17 protein-coding genes and 1 tRNA gene are annotated in these 14,809 nt (G+C 67.3%); 12 read left to right on the forward strand and 6 right to left on the reverse strand.

Annotated features, from left to right (window positions below; translation table 11 throughout):
* Window positions 1–165 precede the first annotated feature (165 nt).
* A tRNA-Ser gene (locus tag A8M77_RS11220) sits at window positions 166–256 on the reverse strand.
* Window positions 257–311: 55 nt separating this feature from the next.
* Window positions 312–1,643 carry a serine--tRNA ligase gene (gene serS, locus A8M77_RS11225; protein ID WP_086921571.1) on the reverse strand — a complete coding sequence of 444 codons (1,332 nt, stop codon included), beginning with the start codon at window positions 1,641–1,643 and terminating at the stop codon, window positions 312–314.
* A gap of 104 nt (window positions 1,644–1,747) precedes the next feature.
* Here serS and A8M77_RS11230 point away from each other — a divergent pair, with 104 nt between their 5' ends.
* Window positions 1,748–2,158 carry a VOC family protein gene (locus A8M77_RS11230; protein ID WP_086921570.1) on the forward strand — a complete coding sequence of 137 codons (411 nt, stop codon included), beginning with the start codon at window positions 1,748–1,750 and terminating at the stop codon, window positions 2,156–2,158.
* Here the strand turns inward: A8M77_RS11230 and A8M77_RS11235 are convergent.
* From A8M77_RS11235 to A8M77_RS11245, 3 genes are read right to left on the reverse strand one after another with little or no spacing between them, the layout of a single operon-like run.
* The gene (locus tag A8M77_RS11235) at window positions 2,155–3,114 is read right to left on the reverse strand and encodes a threonine/serine dehydratase (RefSeq protein WP_086921569.1); all 960 of its coding nucleotides are present in this window, start codon (window positions 3,112–3,114) and stop codon (window positions 2,155–2,157) included. The two genes, A8M77_RS11230 and A8M77_RS11235, sit on opposite strands and share 4 nt — an antisense overlap.
* Window positions 3,111–4,073: a 4-hydroxy-3-methylbut-2-enyl diphosphate reductase gene (ispH, locus tag A8M77_RS11240; RefSeq protein ID WP_086921568.1), complete on the reverse strand. Its 963-nt coding sequence runs from the start codon at window positions 4,071–4,073 to the stop codon at window positions 3,111–3,113. Before ispH ends, A8M77_RS11235 begins: the two co-directional genes overlap by 4 nt.
* A complete protein-coding gene (locus A8M77_RS11245; protein WP_086921567.1) occupies window positions 4,070–4,528 on the reverse strand; it encodes an FKBP-type peptidyl-prolyl cis-trans isomerase in 459 nt (152 codons plus the stop codon). Before A8M77_RS11245 ends, ispH begins: the two co-directional genes overlap by 4 nt.
* Before the next feature lie 65 nt (window positions 4,529–4,593).
* Between A8M77_RS11245 and radC the strand changes: the two genes are divergently transcribed.
* The gene (gene radC, locus A8M77_RS11250; RefSeq protein WP_086921566.1) at window positions 4,594–5,271 is read left to right on the forward strand and encodes a RadC family protein; all 678 of its coding nucleotides are present in this window, start codon (window positions 4,594–4,596) and stop codon (window positions 5,269–5,271) included.
* 39 nt (window positions 5,272–5,310) lie between these two features.
* Complete coding sequence (locus A8M77_RS11255; RefSeq protein ID WP_086921565.1) at window positions 5,311–5,970, forward strand: Smr/MutS family protein; 660 nt, start codon at window positions 5,311–5,313, stop codon at window positions 5,968–5,970.
* On the opposite strand, the gene A8M77_RS11260 is transcribed toward A8M77_RS11255, so the two are convergent.
* Window positions 5,967–6,386: a group II truncated hemoglobin gene (locus tag A8M77_RS11260; protein WP_086921608.1), complete on the reverse strand. Its 420-nt coding sequence runs from the start codon at window positions 6,384–6,386 to the stop codon at window positions 5,967–5,969. The two genes, A8M77_RS11255 and A8M77_RS11260, sit on opposite strands and share 4 nt — an antisense overlap.
* 86 nt (window positions 6,387–6,472) lie before the next feature.
* On the opposite strand from A8M77_RS11260, the gene A8M77_RS11265 reads away from it, so the two are divergent.
* From A8M77_RS11265 to A8M77_RS11305, 9 genes are all read left to right on the forward strand, one after another.
* Entirely contained in the window at window positions 6,473–7,303 is an 831-nt protein-coding gene (locus tag A8M77_RS11265) for an ABC transporter substrate-binding protein (RefSeq protein WP_086921564.1), read from the forward strand.
* 91 nt (window positions 7,304–7,394) lie between these two features.
* The gene (locus A8M77_RS11270; protein ID WP_086921563.1) at window positions 7,395–8,090 is read left to right on the forward strand and encodes an amino acid ABC transporter permease; all 696 of its coding nucleotides are present in this window, start codon (window positions 7,395–7,397) and stop codon (window positions 8,088–8,090) included.
* Window positions 8,091–8,106: 16 nt separating this feature from the next.
* The gene (locus A8M77_RS11275) at window positions 8,107–8,817 is read left to right on the forward strand and encodes an amino acid ABC transporter permease (RefSeq protein ID WP_086921562.1); all 711 of its coding nucleotides are present in this window, start codon (window positions 8,107–8,109) and stop codon (window positions 8,815–8,817) included.
* Window positions 8,814–9,557: an amino acid ABC transporter ATP-binding protein gene (locus tag A8M77_RS11280; protein ID WP_086921561.1), complete on the forward strand. Its 744-nt coding sequence runs from the start codon at window positions 8,814–8,816 to the stop codon at window positions 9,555–9,557. Before A8M77_RS11275 ends, A8M77_RS11280 begins: the two co-directional genes overlap by 4 nt.
* Window positions 9,547–10,578: an isopenicillin N synthase family dioxygenase gene (locus A8M77_RS11285; RefSeq protein WP_238136780.1), complete on the forward strand. Its 1,032-nt coding sequence runs from the start codon at window positions 9,547–9,549 to the stop codon at window positions 10,576–10,578. Before A8M77_RS11280 ends, A8M77_RS11285 begins: the two co-directional genes overlap by 11 nt.
* A gap of 145 nt (window positions 10,579–10,723) precedes the next feature.
* Window positions 10,724–11,146 carry a rubrerythrin family protein gene (locus tag A8M77_RS11290; RefSeq protein WP_086921559.1) on the forward strand — a complete coding sequence of 141 codons (423 nt, stop codon included), beginning with the start codon at window positions 10,724–10,726 and terminating at the stop codon, window positions 11,144–11,146.
* Window positions 11,147–11,228: 82 nt separating this feature from the next.
* Window positions 11,229–12,581 carry a (Fe-S)-binding protein gene (locus A8M77_RS11295; RefSeq protein WP_086921607.1) on the forward strand — a complete coding sequence of 451 codons (1,353 nt, stop codon included), beginning with the start codon at window positions 11,229–11,231 and terminating at the stop codon, window positions 12,579–12,581.
* A gap of 4 nt (window positions 12,582–12,585) precedes the next feature.
* Window positions 12,586–13,170 carry a DUF3501 family protein gene (locus A8M77_RS11300; RefSeq protein WP_086921558.1) on the forward strand — a complete coding sequence of 195 codons (585 nt, stop codon included), beginning with the start codon at window positions 12,586–12,588 and terminating at the stop codon, window positions 13,168–13,170.
* Between the two features lie 128 nt (window positions 13,171–13,298).
* Window positions 13,299–14,672, forward strand: a complete 1,374-nt coding sequence (locus tag A8M77_RS11305; RefSeq protein WP_086921557.1) for an amidohydrolase family protein — start codon at window positions 13,299–13,301, stop codon at window positions 14,670–14,672.
* Window positions 14,673–14,809: the final 137 nt, after the last annotated feature.

Genomic DNA, 14,809 nt, shown 5'->3' on the forward strand with positions numbered 1-14,809 from the left:
CCACGTCCGGACGCGAATCTAGGTCCGCATCACCGCAACGACACGCTTGCAAACGGCATAGGTGGTAGTGAGCCACGAACCCGCGCAACACCGGCAATAAAAAAGCCCAAGAGCCTTGAGTTTCTTGGGCTTTTCAGGCTTCCGCGAAGTTCGTGAAAGCACAGTTGGCGGAGAGGGTGGGATTCGAACCCACGGTACGGGGTTACCGTACGCCTGATTTCGAGTCAGGTACATTCGACCACTCTGCCACCTCTCCGGAGTCTGGTGTTTGTCGAGCCCGCGATTCTAGCAGAGACTTTGCGGGCCGCTTTTCAGGCCCGCAACACTTCCAGCCCGCCCAGGTAAGGCCGCAGGACGGCCGGCACCGCGATCGACCCGTCGGGCTGCTGGTGGTTCTCCAGCACCGCCACCAGCGTGCGGCCGACCGCCAGGCCCGAGCCGTTGAGCGTGTGCACCAACTCGTTCTTGCCCTGGGCGTTCTTGAAGCGCGCCTGCAGGCGACGCGCCTGGAAGGCCTCGCAGTTCGACACCGAGCTGATCTCGCGGTAGGTGTTCTGCGCCGGGAGCCAGACCTCGAGGTCGTAGGTCTTGGATGCGCCGAAGCCCATGTCGCCGGTACACAGCAGCACCACGCGGTAAGGCAGCTCAAGCGCCTGCAGCACGGCCTCGGCGTGGCCGGTCATCTGTTCCAGCGCCTCGTAGCTCTTCTCGGGGTGTGTGATCTGCACCATCTCGACCTTGTCGAACTGGTGCTGGCGGATCATGCCGCGCGTGTCGCGCCCGGCGCTTCCGGCCTCGGAGCGGAAGCAGGGGGTGTGCGCCGTCAGGCGGATGGGCAATTGCGCCTCGGCCAGCACCTCGTCGCGCACGAAGTTCGTGAGCGGCACCTCGCTGGTGGGAATGAGGTAGAGCGCCGAATGATCGGGCGCGGGCTCGCCTTCCTGCCCCCCCTTCTTCGCAGCGAACAGGTCGCCCTCGAACTTGGGCAGCTGGCCAGTGCCGCGCAGCGTGTCTGCGTTGACCACGTAGGGCACGTAGCACTCGGTGTAACCGTGCTGCTGCGTCTGCATGTCGAGCATGAACTGCGACAGCGCCCGGTGCAGCCGTGCGATCGGGCCCTTCATCACCGTGAAGCGCGAGCCCGCAAGCTTGACGCCGGTCTCGAAATCCAGGCCCAGCGGCGCGCCCAGGTCCACGTGGTCACGCGCCTCGAAGCCGAGTGCGGGCGCGTCGGCGCCGTTGCCGCCCTTCGGGCTCCAGCGGCGGACCTCGACGTTCGCCGTTTCGTCATCTCCCGCGGGTACGCTCGGATGCGGCAGGTTCGGCACCGCGAGCAGCAGGGCCTGCAGTTCGGGCTGGATCTGCTCGAGCCGCGTGGCGGACGATTCCTGCTCGCTCTTGAGCGCATTGACTTCAGCCATGAGCGCGTCGACGGACTCACCCTTGGCTTTCAGCGGCCCGATCTGCTTGTTGAGCGCATTGCGGCGCGCCTGCAGTTCCTCGGTGCGGGTCTGCAGCGTCTTGCGCTCGGCCTCGAGCGCGCTGAAGCTGGCCACGTCGAGGAAGGTCTGGTTCTTCTTGCGGGTTTCGAGGCGGGCAACGACCGAGGCGAGGTCCTTGCGTAGCAGTGTGATGTCGAGCATTTGCCGATTTTAGGTGCGCCCATCCGAGGCAGTGGTGTGCATCGCGCGGAGGACGTAGGATCGCCCCTCCTGTCATACATGCCTCAATCCAAGGAGATTTCAAAATGGAAGCCTATCTGTCATTCAATGGAAACGCGGCCGACGCGCTGGCCTTCTACGCCAAGAGCCTGGGCGGCAAGATTCTTTTCAGCATGACCTTCGGCGAAAGCCCCATGGGCAAGGACACGCCGGATGCATACAAGAGCAAGATCATGCATGCGACCTTCGAGGCTCGCGGCAAGCAGATCATGGCGTCCGACATGCCGCCCGGCATGCCCTTCGACGGCTACAAAGGCTTCTCGCTCTCGGTCCAGGCCAAGGACGTGAAGGAAGGGGAAGCGCTGTTCAAGGCCCTGTCCGAAGGCGGCAAGGTCACGATGCCCTATGCGGCCACCTTCTGGTCGCCGGGCTTCGGCATGCTGGAAGACAAGTTCGGCGTGCCGTGGATGGTCAACGTCGACCAGCCGCAGAGCTAAGCCAGGCTCGCCGGATCCACGTTGGCGCCGCACACGATCAGGCAGACCTTCTCGCCCTCGTGCGGCTGGTAGCGCCCGCTGTGGAGAGCCGCCAGCGGCAGGGCCGCTGCGGGCTCCACGGCGAGCTTGAGTTCCTTCCAGAGCCACAACTGCGCGGCGCGGATCGCCTCGTCGCTCAGCAGCATCGCATCGCGCACATGGCGCTGCGTGATGTCCCAGGCGAAGCCGCCGATGCGGCGCGCGCCCAGAGAATCCGCCGCGATGCCGCCCACGTCCACATCCACGGGCTCGCCGGCCTCGCGTGCGCGAAAGAGGGTCGGCGCCTGCTCGGGCTCGAGCGCCACCACGCGGCTGCGCTGCTCGAACCAGGCCGCCAGCCCGGCGATCAGGCCGCCGCCGCCGACGCTGACCAGCACCGCATCGGGCAAACCGCCCTGCTCCTCGATTTCACGGGCCAACGTGCCCGCGCCGGCCACCACCTCGGCCTGGTCGTAGGCATGGGTCAGCAGGGCGCCGCTCTCGCGCTGGCGCGCGAGGCAGGCCGCGAGCGCGTCGGCATACAGCTCGCCGCCGACCACGACGTTCGCGCCCAGCGCTCGCAGCCTGGCGCGCTTGGCTTCGGAAGACACCGTGGGCAGGAAAACCTCGCAAGGCGCGCGTAGCGCCTGCGCCGCGGCAGCGGTGGCGATGCCGGCGTTGCCGCCGGAGGCCACGATGGCGCCGCTCGCCGGAATCTCGTTGGCGAGCAGCCGGTTCATCATGCCGCGCGCCTTGAAGCTGCCACTGACCTGCAACTGTTCGAGCTTGAGCCAGACCTCCACACCGGGCACCTCGACACCGAACGCGCGGCCCGACAGCTTCCACAGCGGTGTCCTGCGCAGAAAATGCGGCGCGCGCTCCTCGATGCGGCGGGCCGCGGCCTCGATCTGCTGCCGCCAGTCGATCGCGGCGCTCACGAGATGTGCCCCGGCGGCGCCATGTCGTCCAGCTTCAGCCCCTTGGGCAGCGGGAACTTGAGCGTTTCCTCGATGCCATCCATCTTCCGCACCGACACTGCACCGAGCGCCTTGATGCGCTCGATCACCTCGCGCACCAGGATCTCGGGCGCCGAGGCGCCGGCCGTGAGGCCCACGCGGCTCTTGCCCTCGAACCACTCCGGCCGAAGTTCGGCGGCCGAGTCGACCATGTAGCTCTGCGTACCCAGCCGCTGCGCGAGCTCGCGCAGCCGGTTGCTGTTGGAACTGGTCGGGCTGCCGACCACGATCACCAGGTCCACCTGCGGGCTCAGCAGCTTGACCGCGTCCTGCCGGTTCTGCGTGGCGTAGCAGATGTCCTGCTGCTTGGGTTCGCGCACCTTCGGGAAGCGCGCGCGCACCGCGGCCGAGATCTCGGCCGCGTCGTCCACCGACAGCGTGGTCTGGGTGACCACGGCCAGCTTCTCGGTCTGCGCGGGCTGCACGTGCGCCACGTCTTCCACGTCCTCCACCAGGTGGATGCCGCTGGAGAGCTGGCCCATCGTGCCCTCGACCTCGGGGTGCCCCTTGTGGCCGATCATGATGAACTCGTAGCCTTCTCTCGCCAGCTTGGCGACCTCCACGTGCACCTTGGTCACCAGCGGACAGGTCGCGTCGAAGATCTCGAAGCCGCGTGCCCGGGCCTCGGTTTGCACCGCCTTGCTGACGCCGTGCGCGCTGAAGACCAGCGTCGCGCCGGGCGGCACCTCGGCCAGGTCCTCGATGAAGATCGCCCCCTTGGCCTTGAGCTCGTTGACCACGTAGGTGTTGTGCACGATCTCGTGGCGCACGTAGATCGGTGCGCCAAACTTGGCGATCGCCCGTTCGACGATTTCGATCGCGCGGTCCACACCGGCGCAAAAGCCGCGCGGCTCGGCAAGGATGACTTCCTGCACGCTCATAGGACCCCGATCAGTTGGACCTCGAAGCTCACCGGCTGCCCGGCGAGCGGATGGTTGAAGTCGAAGCGCACCGCCGTCTCGCCGAGTTCGATCACCGCACCGGCATAGCTGCCGCTGCCGTCGGGCGTGGGGAACTGCACCACGTCGCCCACCGCGTACTGCTCATCGGGGTCACCCATCTGCGCGAGCAGCGCGCGGGCCACCCATTGCTGCATCTCGGGATTGCGCTCCCCGAAGGCTTCGCCGGGCGGCAGCTCGAAGGTGGTGTGCGCGCCTTCCGCCAGGCCGATGAGGCGCAGCTCCATCGCCGGCGAGAGCTCGCCCGTGCCCAGCGAGAGCGTGGCCGGCTTGGCGCCGAAGGTGTTGATGATGTCGCCCGCAGGTCCCGCCAGCCGGTAGTGCAGCGTGAGAAAGGAACCGGGCGCCACGACGGCAGCGGAGGGGGTGGAGGACACGGTCGGGGATCGCTATAGACTGGGGGCCTGTATTTTAGGGAGCGGGCCAAGGGCCCATGACAGTCATGTCTTTCAAGAATCTGCCGCTGGAGTCGCTGCCGCGCGAGAAGCTGCTCGCACTGGGGCCCGGCGCCCTCGCCGACGCCGAACTGCTCGCACTGCTGCTGCGCACGGGCATTCCCGGCAAGAATGTGCTGCAGCTCGCGCAGGAACTGCTCGATGGCTTCGGCGGCCTCAACGGGCTGCTTCATGCCGGACTCGACGACCTGAAGCGCATCAAGGGCCTGGGCGGCAGCGCCAAGCGCAGCAACCTGGCCGCCGTGCTCGAGGTGGCTCGGCGCGCCGTGGCCCAGCGCCTCAGGGAGCGAGATCTGTTCGATGCGCCCATGGCCGTGAAGCAGTATGTGCAACTGCATCTGGCGGCGCGGCCGCACGAAGTCTTCGCGGCGCTGTTCCTCGATGCCCAGCACCGCCTGATCGCGATGGAGGAACTCTTCCGCGGCACCCTGACGCAAACGAGCGTGTACCCCCGCGAAGTGGTGGCCTGCGCCCTGCGTCACCATGCCGCCGCCGTGATCCTCGCCCACAACCATCCCAGCGGCTGCGTCGAGCCCTCCCGCGCCGACGAAGCCCTGACGCAAACGCTCCAGGCCGCGCTGGCGCTGATCGACGTGCGGGTGCTGGACCATGTCATCGTGGCCCCGGGCCAGGCCCTCTCGATGGCGGAGCGCGGCCTCGTCTGAGCCTCGGCGCGCAAGCGCGTATGCTCGGCGAGGAAGCCCATGCCCAGAAGCAAGCCCCCAGCCCTCAAGAGCCTCTCCGATCTCAAGGGCGTGCAGAAGACACTGGCCGAGCAGCGCGAACGCGAAGCCGCCGAGGCGGTCGCACGCGCCGCGGCCGAAAAGAAGCGCGCCGCGGAGCAGGACCTGTTCGCGCGCGCCGTCGGTGCGACCCAGCCGCTGCGGCGCCGTGCTGCGGTGCCCCTGACGCCGGAGCCGCCGGCGCCGATCCCGGTGCAGCACCAACTCGACGAGCAGCGGGTGCTGCGCGAGTCGCTCTCCGACGAATTCGACGTCACCACCCTGCTCGATGCCGACGACGCGATGAGCTTTCGCCGTCCCGGCATCCCCACCGACGTGACGCGCAAGCTGCGCGCCGGCGAATGGAGCATCCAGCGTGAGATCGACCTGCACGGCATGCGCAGCGACGAGGCGCGCGAAGCACTGGGCAACTTCATCCGCGAGGCCGGCAAGCAGGGCGTGCGCTGCGTGCGCGTGGTGCACGGCAAGGGCCTGGGCTCACCCGGGCGCCAGCCGGTGCTCAAGGCCAAGGTGCAACGCTGGCTGATCCAGAAAAGCGAGACGCTGGCCTTCGTGCAGGCCAAGCCCGCCGAGGGCGGCGCGGGGGCGCTGGTGGTGCTGCTGACGCCGCAGCGGCGTTAGCCGTTCCTGTTCCGCATCCAGTCCGCAGTCTGGAAAAACGAATCGCGCAGGCGCGCGCGCAGGCCCTCGGGCACGCCGGTCTCGCCCATCGCCTGGTCCATGCAGGCCAGCCATTCGTCGCGCTCCTTGATGCCGATCGAGTGCCCGCCGATGCTTTGCGGCAGGTGCCGCGCCCGCAGCATCGGGTGCCCGAAGCGGTCGGTGTAGTGCTGCGGTCCGCCGAGCCAGCCGCAGAGAAACCAGAACAGGCGCTGGCGCGCGTTGTCCAGCGAGGGGCCGTGCACCGCGCGCAGCCGGGCATAGGCCGGCTCCAGCTCCATCAGGTCGTAGAAGCGCTCGACCAGGGCATGGACCTTCTCCTCGCCGCCGATCCATTCGAAAGGGGTGTCGAAGGGCGGCTTCTCTTGAATTTGCATGTCGGCAGTATGCATATGTGAAAGAGCTATTTCACCGCCCCGGCTTTTGTTGCTATGGTGCGGGCCCCTTTCAAGGAGAAAACAACATGCGCTTCCGTTTCGCCGCAGCCGCCTTCGCTGCGGCCGCCCTGCTCGCCGGCACCGCCGTCCATGCCGACCAGTTGGACGACATCAAGAAGAAGGGCCAGCTGGTCGTCGGCGTGCTCGGCACCGACGAGCCCGCCACCTTCATCGACCCCAAGACGCGCGAGATCATCGGCTACGAGGTCGACCTGGTGAACGCCATCGCGAAGAAGATCGGCGTCAAGCCGGTGCTCAAGCAGATCGCGGTCGCGGCGCGCATTCCCGAGCTGCAGCAGGGCCACGTGGACCTGGTCGCCGCCGGCCTCACGCACAACAAGGAGCGCGAGGCGCAGATCGACTTCTCGCTGACCACGTTCGTCACCGGGCAGAAGGCCATCGTGAAGAAGACGAGCAACATCACCGAGGTGTCGCAGCTGGGCGGCAAGAAAGTGCTGACCATTCGCGGCGGCACGCAGGAGCCCAACATCCGCAAGGCCGTGCCGAGCGCCGAGGTCGTGACCTTCGACACCAGCCAGCAGGCCTTCCAGGCGCTGCAGCAGGGCAAGGGCGTGGGCTACGTGGACGACGAGGCCGCGCTGCTCAACAGCTACGCCAAGCTGGGCCCGCAGAAGACGCAGTACGTGGTGCTGCCGCAGAACCTCAGCACCGAGGCGCTGGCCATCGGCATCAAGAAGGGTGAGACGGGCCTGAAGAAGGTCGTGGACGACACGCTGCGCGAACTCGAGAAATCGGGCGAGGCCGAGAAGATCTTCTTCAAGTGGTACGGCCCGAAGACCAAGTCGGGCTTCGACAAGCGCGGCTTCAAGCTCGAGACCGACAAGATCGACAGCTGATCCCCCGGATCGGCGCCCTGCCCGCGGCGCGCCGCGGGATGCGTACCATGTGCCCCGCGCTCTTCCGCCGGGGCACCGGCATTCCCCGTTCATGCCGCTCTTCGATTTTTCCCTGCTGCTGTCCGGCCAGTACCACGACATGCTGGTCGCGGGCTTCCTGCTCTCGCTGCAGCTGCTGGCCGCCTCGCTGGCGCTGGCCCTGCCGGTCGCGCTGGCGGTGGCGCTGCTGCGCCTGGCGCCGGTCGCGGCGCTGCGCGGGCTGGGCTTCGCCTATGTGGAGTCGATCCGCAACATCCCGCTGCTGGGCCACATGCTGTTCTGGTACTTCGGCGCGCCCGAGCTGCTGCCGGAGGACATCAAGCAGCGCCTCTACGCCGGCCGCATCGAGGCTCTCAGCGCCATCGTCGCTCTGGGCCTCTACACCGCAGCCTACATGGCCGAGGACATCCGCAGCGGCATCCGCGCCATCCCGGCGGTGCAGATGGAAGCGGGCCGGGCGCTGGGTTTCGGCTTCCTGGCCACCATGCGCCGCATCATCCTGCCGCAGGCCCTGCGCGTGACCATTCCGCCGCTGATCTCGCAGACGCTCAACCTCTGGAAGGGCACCAGCATCGCGACCGTGGTCGGCGTGGCCGAGCTGATGTACCAGGCCGGGCAGGTGGAGAGTGCCACCTTCCGCAGCGCCGAGTCCTTCGCCTTCGCCACCGCGGCCTACCTGACGGTGTCGCTGCTGATCACCGGCGCGGCGAGCTGGTATCAGCACCGCTTTCCGCCGAGGGCGCTGTGAGCAGGAGCGCCGCGCCATGATCGATCTGGTCCGCGACTACTGGGTCTACTTCCTGATCGGGCAGTATCCCAACGGCCCGCTGGGCGGCCTGGTGCTGACCGTGCTGCTCGCGGCCATGGGCCTCGTGCTCGCCCTGCCCTTCGGCCTGCTGCTGGGCCTGGCGCGGGTCAGCCCCTGGCGCTGGCTGCGCTGGCCCGTGACGACCGTCGCCTTCGTCGTGCGCGGCACGCCGCTCCTGATGGTGGTGTTCTGGGCCTACTTCTTCCTGCCCAGCGTGACCGGCGTCAAAACCGACCAGTTCACCACCATGCTGATCGCGCTGGTGGTCTTCGACGGCATCTACATCGGCGAGATCGTGCGCGCCGGCATCCTGGGCCTGCCGCGCGGCCAGGTGGAGAGCGCGCGCTCGCTGGGCCTGGGCTGGGGCCGCACCATGCGCTTCGTGGTGCTGCCGCAAGCGCTGCGCAGCATGCTGCCCTCGCTGGTGAACCAGTTCGTCTCCACCATCAAGGAGACCTCGCTGGGCTACATCATCGGGCTGGCGGAGGTCTCCTTCATCGCCTCGCAGATCAACACCCAGGTCTTCACCAAGCCGGTCCAGGTCTACTTCATCCTGGGCCTGACCTACTTCATCCTGTGTTTCGGCCTGTCGCGCTTCGCCTACTGGCTGGAAGCGAGAGCCGGCCGGCGCACCACCGTCCGCGAGGCACCGAAAGCTCCCGCATGATCGAATTCGACAAGGTCAACAAGTGGTACGGCAGCTACCAGGCACTGGTCGACGTGAGCGAGACCATCGCCCGCGGCGAGGTGGTGGTGGTCTGCGGGCCCTCGGGCTCGGGCAAATCCACGCTGATCCGCACCATCAACCGGCTGGAGCCGATCCAGGGCGGCCGCATCACCGTCGACGGCAAGGACATCCATGCGCGCGGCATCGACCTCAACGACTTCCGCTCGCACATCGGCTTCGTGTTCCAGCAGTTCAACCTGTTTCCGCACCTCACGGTGATCGGCAACTGCACGCTGGCACCGATCCAGCTGCGCGGGCTTTCGCGCGCCGAGGCCACCGCGCGCGCCATGGCCCTGCTCGAGCGCGTCGGCCTGGCGAACAAGGCCGATGCCTTTCCCTCCGAACTCTCGGGCGGCCAGCAGCAGCGCGTGGCGATCGCCCGGGCACTGGCCATGCAGCCGCCGCTGATGCTCTTCGACGAGCCCACCAGCGCGCTCGACCCGGAGATGGTGGGCGAGGTGCTGCTGGTCATGCGCGACCTCACGCGCGAGGGCATGACCATGGTGGTGGTGACGCACGAGATGGGCTTCGCGCGCGACGTGGCCGACCGCGTGCTCTTCATGGACGCCGGCCGGGTGCTGGAGCGGGCCACGCCGGACGACTTCTTCAACCGCCCGCAACACCCGCGCGCGCAGCAGTTTCTTGCCGACATCCGCACGCCCTTCGCCCATGCCGTCTGATACGCTGACCTCGATGAACCTCGCGCGCTCGCTGCCCCTGATCGACATCGCGCCGCTGGTCGCGCGCGCACCTGAACGCACCGCCGTCGCGAGCCAGATCGGCGAGGCATGCCGCGCGCACGGCTTCTTCTACGTCACCGGCCACGGCGTCGATCGCGCGCTCATGCAGCGCCTCGAAGACCTGAGCCGCGCCTTCTTCGCCCTGCCCGAAGCCACCAAGATGCAGTGGCGCATGGAACTGGGCGGGCGGGCCTGGCGCGGGTACTTCCCGACCGGCGGCGAGCTCACCTCGGGCCGGCCCGACTGGAAGGAAGGCCTCTACCTCGGCACCGAGCTGCCGGAGGACGATCCGCTGGTGCTCGCGCGCACGCCGGTGCACGGGCGCAACCTGTTCCCCGACATCCCGGGCTTTCGCGAGACCATCCTCGACTACATGGCCGCTGCCACGCGCCTGGGCCATGTGCTGATGGAAGGCATCGCGCTCAGCCTGGGCCTGCCCGCCGGCTACTTCGCGGAGCGCTACACGGCCGACCCGCTGATCCTGTTCCGCCTCTTCAACTACCCGACCCAGCCCGTGCCCGAGGGCCTGGACGTGGCCTGGGGCGTGGGCGAGCACACCGACTACGGCCTCCTCACCATCCTGCGGCAGGACGACATCGGCGGCCTGCAGGTGCGCACCGGCGAAGGCTGGATCGATGCCGCGCCGATCGCCGATGCCTTCGTCATCAACATCGGCGACATGCTCGACCGCATGACGGGCGGGCTGTACCGCTCGACGCCGCACCGCGTGGTGCGCAACACCTCGGGGCGGGACCGCCTGTCCTTCCCGCTGTTCTTCGACCCCAACTTCCATGCGCGCGTGAAGCCGATCGAGGGTTTACCCAGGCCCGTGGTGGTAGACGACAGCGCCACGCGATGGGACCATGCCAACGTGCATGCCTTCGACGGCATCTACGGCGACTACCTGCTGGCCAAGGTGTCGAAGGTATTTCCACAGTTGCGCGAGGCCGTGCTTCCCTGATTTCCGTCATTGCCTGCCTCAATGAACCCCATTGAGGCTTTGTATTGCCGGCCCGATCGCAACTGGCGTAGATTCCCTAGGCGCCGCTGCCCGCAGGCAGCGACGGTTCCGCTTGCATAAACCTAGCCACTCCCAGGAGAAAGCCATGGAATTGAAGGGATCGAGAACCGAGCAGAACCTGAAGGACGCCTTCGCAGGCGAATCCCAGGCCAACAGACGCTACCTGTACTTCGCGAACAAGGCCGACGTCGAAGGCCAGAACGATGTCGCAGCGCTGTTCCGCTCCACCGCCGAAGGCGAGACCGGCCATGCGCACGGCCACCTGGAGTTCCTCGAGCACGGCTCGGGCGACCCCGCCACCGGCCTGCCGATCGGCGACAGCCGCCTCAACCTGAAGGCCGCCGTGGCCGGCGAGACTCACGAGTACACCGACATGTACCCGGGCATGGCCAAGCAGGCCCGCGAAGAGGGCTTCGACGAGATCGCCAACTGGTTCGAGACGCTGGCCAAGGCCGAGCGCTCGCACGCCAACCGCTACACCAAGGCGCTCGAGGCGCTGGTCGACTGAGCCGCGCTGCGGCCATCGCGTTGCAGGGCCTCGGTGCACGGGCCTTCGCACGCCGATGGCGCGCATCGCGGCCGTCCCTTCCATGACGAATCGAGAAGGCAATCTCGAGGCGCCGACGCGCCACCCGGTGGACTGGAAGAACCCCGAGTTCTACGACCAGGCCGCGTGCGAGCGCGAGCTGACGCGCATCTTCGACATCTGCCACGGCTGCCGCCGCTGCGTCAGCCTGTGCCAGGCCTTCCCGACGCTGTTCGACCTGGTGGATGCCACCGAGGACGGCGAGGTGCACGGCGTCGACCCCAAGGCCTACGGCAGCGTGGTCGACCAGTGCTACCTGTGCGACCTGTGCTACATGACCAAGTGCCCCTACGTGCCGCCGCATCCGTGGAACGTGGACTTTCCGCACACCATGCTGCGCGCCAAGGCCATCAAGTTCCGCAATGGGGACGTTGGCGGCGGCGAGAAGCTGCTGGCCTCCACCGACGTGCACGGCCAGTTCGCCGGCATTCCGGTGGTGGTGCAGGCGGTCAACGCGCTCAACCGCACGAAGCCGATGCGCAAGTTGCTCGACAGCGCCCTGCACGTGCATCCCGATGCCTGGCTGCCCGACCTGGCAACGAAGCGATTCCGCTGGAGTGCGCCCGAAGACAAGAAGGCCCAGCCGGTGGTCGATGGCGAACGCACGCCGGGCAAGGTGGCCATCTTCTCGACCTGCTACGTCAACTACAACGAGCCCGGCATCGGCCTCGACCTGATCAAGCTGCTGCAGCACAACGACATCCCCTACACGGTGGTCAACAAGGAAAGCTGCTGCGGCATGCCCAAGCTGGAGCTCGGCGACCTGGAGGGCGTGGCGAAGCACAAGGAAGCCAACATCCCGGTGCTCGCGAAATACGCCAAGGACGGCTTCGCGATCCTCACCGCCATCCCTTCCTGCACGCTGATGTTCAAGCAGGAGATCCCGCTGCTCTTTCCCGATGATCCGGACGTGAAGCTGGTGCAGCAGGCCATGTTCGACCCCTTCGAGTACCTGGTCGCGCGCCACAAGGACGGCCTGCTCAAGACCGACTTCAAGACCGGGCTGGGCAAGCTCAGCTACCACATCCCCTGCCACGGCCGCGTGCAGAAGATCGGCCGCAAGACCGAGGAGATGTTCAAGCTGATCGGCCAGAGCGTGCCGGTGCAGCTCAACACGGTGGAGCGCTGCTCGGGCCACGCCGGCACCTATGGCGTGAAGACGCCCTACCACCCGGTGGCGATGAAGATCGGCAAGCCGGTGTTCAAGGCGATGGGCAAGGACCAGCCCGACTACATCAGCTCCGACTGCGCGCTGGCCGGCCACCACATCGCCCAGGGCATGGGCAACGAGGGCCTGCCGGCGGCGAAGCTGCAGCATCCGCTGAGCCTGGTGCGCATCGCGTACGGCCTGGAGTAACGTCATGAGCGTCATCACCCCCGACAGCCTGATGACCCTGGAGGCCTACGCGAAGATCCGCAAGTCGAGCGCGCCCGGGTTCATCGCCCACCGCAAGCTGCGCACCGTGCGCCTGGGCGAGCATGTGAGCGTGCAGTTCGAGGACGAGGTCACCATCCGCCGCCAGATCCAGGAGATGCTGCACATCGAGAAGATCTTCGAGGAGGACGGCATCCAGGGCGAGATCGACGCCTACCAGCCCCTGGTGCCCGACGGCAGCAACTGGAAGGCCACCATGCTGATCGAGTACACCGAGGTGCCCGAGCGCCAGCGCGAGCTGGCCCGGCTGATCGGCGTGGAGGACCGCGTGTTCGTCGAGGTCGAGGGCCATGCCCGCATCTACGCCATTGCCGACGAGGACCTGGACCGCGAGAACGACGAGAAGACCTCGGCCGTGCACTTCCTGCGCTTCGAGTTCGGCGATGCGCAACGCGCGGCGGTGCGCGCCGGTGCGCAGGTCAAGCTGGGCTGCGACCACACGCATTACCTGGCCCAGGCCGTCATCGCGGCGGAAACGCTGGCGAGCCTGGCGGGCGATCTGAGCGGCTGAGGCCGCGCTTTCCACATCGTCCGGCGCCTGCCCGCCACGTCGGTGACCTTCAGGTGCACGACCTCGCTGGCTCGAAGGCCCGAGAATCGCAGGCCGGCGGGGCTTCTTGATCCAACCGGGGGACCACCATGCATGACAGCGACCCGGAGGGCAAGCGCCTCCCCATCAAGCTCGACAGCACCTCGAATGGCGAGTTCGCACCGGTGTCACTGTGGCCGGCGAACATCGAAGCCAACCGCCTCGCACACGAGGCCACGGCCACGAACGCGAAGCGGCTGGGGTGCTCGAAGCGGGCGTTCCTGACCTCGTCCTGCGGCGCAGCCAGCACGCTGCTGGCCTTCAACGCGGCCAACGCCGCGGCCGGAAGGACCGGCGGCTTCTTCGAGCTGCCCCGCGACGCCGGGCTGGACATGCAGCTCGCGCGCGCGCAGGTCGGCCCCGCCAGGCAGGAGTTCATCCTCGACGTCCAGGGCCACTTCATCGACACGCCCAAAGGCAATTCGAAGAGCGCGGAGGTCTTCCTCAAGGACGTGTTCATGGACAGCGACACCGACGTGATGGTCCTGTCCTTCGTGCCCTCCGCCCGCGACGCCGAACCGGTCACGATCCAGGCCGCCGACGAGGTCCGCAGGCTGGTCGACAAGCTCGAGGGAACGCACCGGCTGCTGCTGCATGGACGCGTCAACCCGAACCAGCCCGGAGACCTCGAGGGCATGGACGAGTTGCACGAGAAGTGGGGCATCAGCGCCTGGAAGACCTACACGCAGTATGGACCGGGCGGCAAGGGCTACTTCCTGCACGACGACGTCGGCATCCGGTTCATCGAGAAGGCTCGCGCACTGGGCGTCAAGAACATCTGCATCCACAAGGGGCTGCCGTTCGGACCACGCTCCTACGAGCACAGCCAGTGCAGCGACATCGGCGTCGTCGCCAGGCGTTATCCGGACGTGAACTTCCTGATCTATCACTCGGGCTTCGTCAGCACGGTGACCGAAAAGGCCTACGACGCGAGCGGCAAGAGCGACGGCATCGACACGCTGATCACGTCCTTGCGCCAACACCAGGTCAAGCCGAACAGCAACGTCTATGCGGAGCTGGGCAGCACGTGGCGCTTCCTGATGCGCGACCCCGAACAGGCGGCTCACGCCCTGGGGAAGCTGATCGTCGCGTGCGGCGAGAACAACGTGCTGTGGGGCACGGATTCGATCTGGTACGGCTCACCGCAGGACCAGATCCAGGCCTTCCGGACGTTCCAGATCTCGGCGGAACTGCGCGAACGGCATGGCTATCCCGAGATGACGCCTGCGCTGCGGGCCAGGATATTCGGTCTCAATGCCGCGAACGTGTGCGGCTTGACGCCGACGGAAGTGAAGCGATACACCGCCCGCGACTCGGTCGCCCGAAAGCGCATGGCCTACCTGGAGAAACCCGATCCTCATTTCAGGACCTACGGGCCAAAGACGCGACGCGAGTTCCTCAGGGTGTTCGATCCCGCTGGCTGAGCTACATTGCGGGGGTCGCCACGGAGGCCGGTGCAATGCCGGTGCCGTACGGCCTGGACAATGCCCTCGACGGTTCTTGACGGAGGAGATCTCATGAGAATCCAGTACAGGCTTCAGCCCCAGAGCGGCGCTCCCGG

The organism is Variovorax sp. JS1663 (assembly GCF_002157355.1).
Lineage (GTDB): Bacteria > Pseudomonadota > Gammaproteobacteria > Burkholderiales > Burkholderiaceae_C > Variovorax.